We start from the raw sequence: 7474 nt of genomic DNA on the forward strand, positions 1-7474 counted from the left end.
CGCTGCCACGTGACCGACGGTGTTGTGTTCATTGCGTGACCTCGCAAGCGCGGTCACGCAATGAACACAACACCGTCGGTCACGTGGCCGACGAGCGCCAGCGAGGAGGACCCGTGACCACCCAGCCCTCCCGGCTGCCCAGCGGCGGCCGGATCGACCGGGACACCGTCCTGCCCTTCACCGTCGACGGCGTCGAGCTGACCGGGCACCCCGGCGACACCGTCGCCTCGGCGCTGCTGGCCAACGGTCGCATCGAGGTCGCGCCGTCCATCTACCGGGGCCGCCCCCGCGGCATCGTGGCCGCCGGGGTCGAGGAGCCCAACGCACTGCTGCAGGTGGCCGGCGACGTGTCGGAGTCGATGCTGACCGCCACCACCGTGTCCCTGGTCGAGGGGTTGCGGGCGCAGACGCTGTCCGGTCTGGGCCGACTGGACCCGACGCCGGACGAGGCGGTGTACGACAAGAAGTTCGTGCACACCGACGTCCTCGTCGTCGGTGGCGGACCGGCCGGCCTCGCGGCGGCGTCGGTGGCCGCCCGCTCCGGTGCGCGGGTCGTCCTCGTCGACGAGCAGCCCGAGCTCGGCGGCTCCCTGCTGTCGGGCCGCGGCGAGACCGTCGACGGCGCTCCGGCCCTGGACTGGGTGGCGCGGGTGGCCGCGGAGCTGGCGTCCTCGCCCGAGGTCGTCGTCCTGACCCGCACCGCCGCCTTCGGCAGCTACGACGACAACTACGTCGTCGCCGTCCAGCACCGCACCGACCACCTGCCCGACCCCGCGCCACGGGGGGTCTCCCGCCAGCGGGTGTGGCACGTCCGCGCCCGGCAGGTCGTGCTCGCCACCGGTGCCCACGAGCGGCCCCTGGTGTTCGCCGGCAACGACCGCCCGGGCGTCATGCTGGCCTCCGCGGTGCGCAGCTACCTCAACCGGTACGCCGTCGCCGCCGGCTCTCGGGTCGTGGTGGCCACCACCAACGACAGCGCCTACGACACCGCGGAGGACCTGCTCGCCGCCGGCGTCGAGGTCGCGGCCGTCGTGGACGCGCGGCCGGAGCTCTCCCGCCGGGCGAGCGAGCTGGCCGCGGCCGGGGTCCGCGTCCTCCCCGGCAGCGCCGTGGTGGAGACGCTCGGGGACCCCCGGCTCACCGGCGTCCTGGTCAGCGCCCTGGACGCCGACGACCTGCCCACCGGGGACGTCGAGGGTCTCGACGCCGACCTGCTCGCCGTCTCCGGCGGCTGGAGCCCGGTGGTGCACCTGCACAGCCAGCGCCAGGGCCGACTGCGCTGGGACGACACCCTGGCGGGCTTCGTACCGGACGGCACGGTGCGCGACCAGCAGGTCGTCGGAGCGGCGCGGGGCACCGTTCCCCTCGACGGGTGCCTCGCCGACGGCACCACGGCGGGGATCGCCGCTGCGGTCGCGGCGGGCTTCCCGGTCGAGGCGACCGCTCCGGTCGGCGTCAGCTCGTCGACCCCGGGTCCGACCCGGCCGCTGTGGGTGGTCCCGGGCCGCAGCGGCGACCCGGCAGGGTGGACCGAGCACTTCGTCGACCTCCAGCGCGACCAAACCGTGGCCGACGTCTGGCGGGCCACGGGCGCCGGCATGCGCAGCGTCGAGCACGTGAAGCGCTACACGTCCATCAGCACCGCGCACGACCAGGGCAAGACCTCCGCGGTCAACGCGATCGGCGTCATCGCCGCCGCCCTGGGCGACGCCTCCGTCGGCGAGATCGGGACGACGACCCACCGGGCGCCCTACACCCCGGTCTCCTTCGCCGCCCTGGCCGGGCGCGAGCGGGGCGACCTGTTCGACCCCGAGCGGACCACCCCGGTGCACCCGTGGCACGTGGCGCACGGTGCGGAGTTCGAGCTGGTCGGCCAGTGGCTGCGGCCGTGGTACTTCCCGCAGCCGGGCGAGGACCTCGACGCCGCCGTCGCCCGCGAGTGCCTGGCCGCGCGCACCGGCGTGGCGATGATGGACGCCTCCACCCTCGGCAAGATCGAGATCTGGGGCGCCGACGCCGGGGAGTTCCTCAACCGGATCTACACCAACGCGTTCAAGAAGCTGCCGGTGGGCTCGGCCCGCTACGGCGTGATGTGCACGCCGGACGGGATGGTCTTCGACGACGGCGTCACCCTCCGCCTCGCCGAGGACCGCTACTTCACCACCACCACCACCGGCGGCGCGGCGCGCGTCCTCGACTGGCTGGAGGAGTGGCTGCAGACGGAGTGGCCGGAGCTTGACGTCCGGTGCACCTCGGTCACCGAGCAGTGGACGACGGTCGCGGTCGTCGGGCCGCAGTCGCGCCAGGTGGTCGCCCGCCTGGCACCGGACCTGGACGTGTCCAACGAGGCGTTCCCGTTCATGACCTTCCGCGAGACCACCCTCGCCTCGGGCATCCCCGCCCGCATCTGCCGGATCTCCTTCTCCGGCGAGCTGGCCTACGAGGTCAACGTCGCCGGCTGGTACGGGCTGGCGGTGTGGGAGCAGGTGCACGCCGCCGGAGCCGACCTCGGCATCACGCCCTACGGCACCGAGACGATGCACGTGCTCCGGGCCGAGAAGGCCTACCCGATCGTCGGGCAGGACACCGACGGCACGGTGACCCCGCAGGACCTGGGGATGGCGTGGATCGTCTCGAAGCAGAAGGACTTCGTCGGCAAGCGGTCCTTCAGCCGGGCGGACACCGCCCGCACCGACCGCAAGCACCTGGTGGCGCTGCTGTCCGAGGACCGCACGACCCGGCTGCCGGAGGGCACGCAGGTGATCGCCCCCGACGTGCCGGTCACCCCTGCCGACGGCCCCGTCCCGATGCTCGGCCACGTCACCTCCAGCTACCACAGCCAGGCCCTGGAGCAGCCGTTCGCGCTGGCGCTGGTCGCCGACGGCCGCAACCGGATCGGCCAGACCCTCCTCGCGCCGGTGGGCGAGGACCTGGTCCCGGTCACCGTGGCCGACCCCGTTCTCTACGACCCGGAAGGGACCAAGCGAGATGGCTGACCCGACGACCCTGCGGCGCAGCCCGCTGCACCACCTGCACGACCGGCTCCAGGCCGAGCGCGTCGCCGGCGAGCGGGGCGTGGCGCTGCGCGAGCTGCCGTTCCTGGGCATGGTGAGCATCCGGGTGGAGCCGGGCTCGGTCGCGTCCGCCCGGCTGGGCGAGCGGCTGGGCGCCGCGCTCCCGGAGGCGTGCGGGCAGGTGACGTCGTCCGGCCCGCACAGCGCGCTGTGGCTGGGCCCGGACGAGTGGCTGGTCGTCTCGGAGGCCGACCCCGGTGCGCTGGCGGCCGATCTGCGCGACGCCCTGGCCGGGGACCGCGGTGCGGTGGTCGACGTGTCGGCCAACCGGACTGTGCTGGAGCTCTCCGGCCCGGCGGCCCGGGAGGCCCTGGAGAAGGGCTGCCCGGTCGACCTGCACCCGCGTTCCTTCGGGCCGGGCCGCGCGGTGGCCACCACCCTCGGGCCGGTACCGGTCCTGCTGTGGCAGACCGGCGGGACGACGTACCGGGTCCTCCCCCGGTCGTCGTTCGCCGACTACGTGGCGCGCTGGCTGCTCGACGCGGCCACCGAGTACGAGGGCCCGCGGGTGCCCTGATGGCGCTGTCCGCGTTCGACCTCTACTCCGTCGGCATCGGCCCCTCCTCCTCGCACACGGTGGGGCCGATGCGGGCGGCCAAGATGTTCGTCGACGGCCTGGCCGACGCCGGCCGGCTGCCCGAGGTGGCCCGGGTGCAGGCGGAGCTGTTCGGCTCCCTGGGGGCGACCGGCCACGGCCACGGCTCGGCCAAGGCGGTCGTGCTGGGGCTGGAGGGTGAGGACCCGGCGACCGTCGACATCGACTCCTCCGACGACCGCGTCGCCCGGGCCCGCGCGCAGGGTCTCCTGCTGCTGGCCGGCAAGCACCAGGTCGCCTTCGACCCCGACGGCGACCTGGTGCTGCACCGCCGCCGGTCCCTGCCCGCCCATCCCAACGGCATGGTCTTCCGCGCTCTCGGCACCGACGGCGCGCTGCTGGCCGAGCGCACCTACTACTCGGTCGGAGGCGGCTTCGTCGTCGACGAGGCGGCCACCGGTGCGGACCGGGTGGTCCAGGACGACACGGCGCTGCCGTTCCCCTTCACCACGGGGGCACAGCTGCTGGAGCACTGCGCGCGCGAGGGCATGTCGATCAGCGACGTGGTGCTCGCCAACGAGCAGGCCTGGCGTACCGAGGCCGAGGTCCGTGCCGGGATGCTGCACCTGTGGTCGGTCATGCAGGCCTGCGTGGAGCGGGGGTGCCACCGGGAGGAGCCGGTCCTGCCCGGCGGGTTGAAGGTGCCGCGCCGCGCCCCGGCGCTGTTCCGGCGGCTGAGCCAGGACGCCGACTCCGTCGACCCGCTGCGGGTGATGGACTGGGTGAACCTCTTCGCCCTCGCGGTGAACGAGGAGAACGCCTCGGGCGGGCGGATCGTCACCGCGCCCACGAACGGCGCGGCGGGGATCGTGCCCGCCGTCCTGCACTACTACGCCCGCTTCGTCCCGGGCGCCGACGACGACGGCGTCGTCCGGTTCCTGCTCACCGCCGCCGCGATCGGCATCCTGTTCAAGGAGAACGCGTCGATCTCCGGCGCCGAGGTGGGGTGCCAGGGCGAGGTGGGGTCGGCCTGCTCCATGGCGGCCGGGGCGCTCTGCGAGGTGCTCGGCGGTACCCCGGAGCAGGTGGAGAACGCCGCCGAGGTCGGCATCGAGCACAACCTCGGCCTCACCTGCGACCCGGTCGGCGGCCTCGTGCAGATCCCGTGCATCGAGCGCAACGCCATCGCCAGCGTCAAGGCGATCAACGCCGCCCGGCTGGCCCTGTCGGGGAACGGCAGCCACAAGGTCAGCCTCGACAAGGCGATCAAGACCATGCGCGACACCGGGCGGGACATGAAGGTCAAGTACAAGGAGACGTCGCGCGGCGGCCTCGCCGTCAACGTCATCGAGTGCTAGCTCCCGGTACCGCCGGGGAAGTCGCGTCGTCCCCCTCGCCCCTCGGCGTGGGGCGAGGTCAGGCCTCGAGGCGGTTGACCACGACCTCGCCGGTGCACCGGCCCTCGTCGTCGAGCAGCCATCCCATCCGCTTGGCCACCCGCAGCGTGACGGAGCTGTCCACGATGGACAGCCACGGCAGCCGCTCGCCCATGAGTCGCTCCAGGGAGAGCAGGTGGGCCAACGACCGGGTCCAGGCGGTCAGCATGATGTTGGTCTCGCCGGTCGTGGACACGCACAGGCGCAACTCCGGCAGGGTGGCCAGTGCCTGGACCGTCCGGGCGTGCTCCTCCACCGGCACCCGCGCGAGCCAGTTGCACGACACGGGGTAGCCCGCGTCGAACTGGGCCACCTCGCAGCGGAAGGTGAGCCGCCCGGAGGCCAGGAGGCGGGGCAGCTGGCGGCGCACCGTCGCGGCGTTGCGACCGGTCCGACGGGCCAGGTCGGAGGCCGCCAGCCGTCCGTCCACGGCGAGCGCCTCCATCAGCGGCCCGGGATCCCGTGGCGGCGTTCCACCGGGCTCACCCCGGTGCTGACCCGCGACGGCGGCCAGCGATCTGACCTGCGCCGGCTCGAGGACGTCCAGTCGCCAGCGGCTGGCCTCGAAGTGCAGGCCGGTGGCGAGCCGGGACCGGGTCTGCCGGACGCCGGGCACCCGCGGCAGGTCCTCGAGGACGAACCGCGTCAACGCCCGGAGGTCGCGCACCATCACGGTGACCTGGAGGTCACGTCCCCGCGCCGCCTCCTCCACGGTGACCGCACGCGGGTCCTGGCAGAGGTGTCGGACCACGTCCGGACGGGCCTCGGGGAGACAGTCCACCTCGACGAACGCCACGATCAGGTCCGGCCTGGAGGCGTTGACGTGGGCGGTGACCCAGGCCAGCCCGCTGCCCCGGAGCCGGGCCCAGCGCTCGGCGAGCGCCGCCGGTGACGCACCGAGGACCTGACCGGCCTGGGCCCAGCTGACCCGTGGGGCGATCTGCAGCGCGTGGATGAGCGCCAGGTCCGGATCCTCCAGGAGTCGGTGCACGTCTCTCTCTTCCTGCGCGGCCCTCGTGCACGAATCCTCGCTCTGGCGCGACGCGCCTGTGCGTCGCACCACAGTAGCCGCACCATGACTCACATCACAGCGACCGCACCAACGCTGCGGAACGACGCCGACGCCCTCGCCGGTGACCTGGTGGAGCTCCGGCACGCCCTCCACGCCGAACCCGAGGTGGGGCTCGTGCTGCCCGGCACCCAGCGACGCGTCCTGGACGCCCTGGCCGACCTGCCGCTGGAGATCAGCACGGGGACCCGGACGACGTCGGTCACCGCCGTCCTCCGGGGCACCGCCGCCGCCCGGGGTCCGGTCGTCCTGCTGCGCGCCGACATGGACGCCCTGCCGGTCCAGGAGGACAGCGACCTGGACTTCGCCTCACGCGTCCCCGGTGCCATGCACGCCTGCGGTCACGACCTGCACACGACCATGCTGGTCGGCGCGGCACACCTGCTCGCCCGCCACCGCGACCGCCTCGCCGGGGACGTCGTCCTGGTGTTCCAGCCGGGCGAGGAGGGCTGCGACGGCGCCGGGGTGATGCTCGAGGAGGGCCTGCTGGGGGCCGCCGGCCGTCCGGTCGATGCGGCCTTCGCCCTGCACGTGTTCTCCGCACTCGTCCCGCAGGGACGGTTCGTCACCCGCCCCGGCCCGATCCTGTCCGCGTCCGACGGACTGTTCGTCACGGTGCGCGGCGCGGGTGGGCACGGTTCGACGCCCCACCGGGCCAAGGACCCGGTGACCGCCGTCGCGGAGATGGTCACCGGCCTGCAGACGATGGTGACCCGCCAGTTCGACGTCTTCGACCCCGTCGTGGTGACCGTCGGCGCGCTGCACGCGGGGACGCGGCGCAACGTCATCCCGGGGACGGCGACCTTCGAGGCCACGGTGCGGACCTTCTCCACCGCCGCGCGCGAGGCCATGACCACCGCCGTCCCCCGGCTCCTGCAGGGGATCGCCGCCGCGCACGGGGTCGAGGTCGACGTCGACTACCGGGCCGAGTACCCGGTGACGGTCACCGACCCGGACGAGACCGCCTTCGCCGCCGACACGCTCTCCGACCTGTTCGGGCCGGACCGGCACGCGTCCCTGGCCCACCCGCTGACCGGCTCCGAGGACTTCTCCCGCGTGCTGCAGCGGGTGCCGGGCAGCTTCGTCGGGCTGGGCGCGGTGCCCACCGGACTCGACCCAGAGACCGCCCCCTTCAACCACTCGCCGCAGGCCCGCTTCGACGACGCCGTCCTCGCCGACGGCGCACGGGCCTACGCCGAACTCGCTCTCCGCCGCACCGCCCTGCCCCCCACCTGTCCCTTATACACACCCGACGCCGCCGTGCACCCGCCCCGTCTAGCTTTCTCCCCTACCTCCTCTTTCCTAGTCTCCACTCCACCTTTCCTCGTGTTTTCTTCTCTTCTCTATCTCTCTACTCTTA

At 73.7% G+C, this 7474-nt stretch carries 5 protein-coding genes; 4 read left to right on the forward strand and 1 reads right to left on the reverse strand.

The genetic code is table 11. The features are described 5' to 3' along the window. Positions 1-113 precede the first annotated feature (113 nt). Genes CNO22_RS24130 through CNO22_RS24140 form a run of 3 tightly spaced genes read left to right on the forward strand, consistent with a single transcriptional unit; the run spans position 114 to position 4967 of the window. Entirely contained in the window at positions 114-2996 is a 2883-nt protein-coding gene (locus CNO22_RS24130; protein WP_100501800.1) for a sarcosine oxidase subunit alpha family protein, read from the forward strand. Next, positions 2989-3591, forward strand: coding sequence for a sarcosine oxidase subunit gamma (locus CNO22_RS24135; RefSeq protein ID WP_100501801.1), 603 nt, complete (start codon positions 2989-2991; stop codon positions 3589-3591). Before CNO22_RS24130 ends, CNO22_RS24135 begins: the two co-directional genes overlap by 8 nt. Next, positions 3591-4967 (forward strand): L-serine ammonia-lyase, encoded by a 1377-nt coding sequence (locus CNO22_RS24140; RefSeq protein WP_100501802.1) that lies wholly within the window; start codon positions 3591-3593, stop codon positions 4965-4967. The genes CNO22_RS24135 and CNO22_RS24140 overlap by 1 nt, the downstream gene beginning before the upstream one ends. 58 nt (positions 4968-5025) lie before the next feature. Here CNO22_RS24140 and CNO22_RS24145 read toward each other — a convergent pair whose 3' ends face one another. Next, positions 5026-6036 carry an Lrp/AsnC family transcriptional regulator gene (locus CNO22_RS24145; protein ID WP_100501803.1) on the reverse strand — a complete coding sequence of 337 codons (1011 nt, stop codon included), beginning with the start codon at positions 6034-6036 and terminating at the stop codon, positions 5026-5028. A gap of 84 nt (positions 6037-6120) precedes the next feature. Here CNO22_RS24145 and CNO22_RS24150 point away from each other — a divergent pair. Continuing rightward, positions 6121-7474 (forward strand): M20 metallopeptidase family protein (locus CNO22_RS24150; protein WP_100501804.1); only part of this gene is annotated, 1354 nt, incomplete at its 3' end.

The sequence above is a fragment of the Geodermatophilus chilensis genome, assembly GCF_002802985.1.
Classification (GTDB): domain Bacteria; phylum Actinomycetota; class Actinomycetes; order Mycobacteriales; family Geodermatophilaceae; genus Geodermatophilus; species Geodermatophilus chilensis.

Bases quoted from the DNA above. Each gene is read 5' to 3' on its own strand.
- CNO22_RS24135 (WP_100501801.1), top strand. From the start codon at position 2,989: ATGGCTGACCCGACGACCCTGCGGCGCAGCCCGCTGCACCACCTGCAC.
- CNO22_RS24140 (WP_100501802.1), top strand. From the start codon at position 3,591: ATGGCGCTGTCCGCGTTCGACCTCTACTCCGTCGGCATCGGCCCCTCC.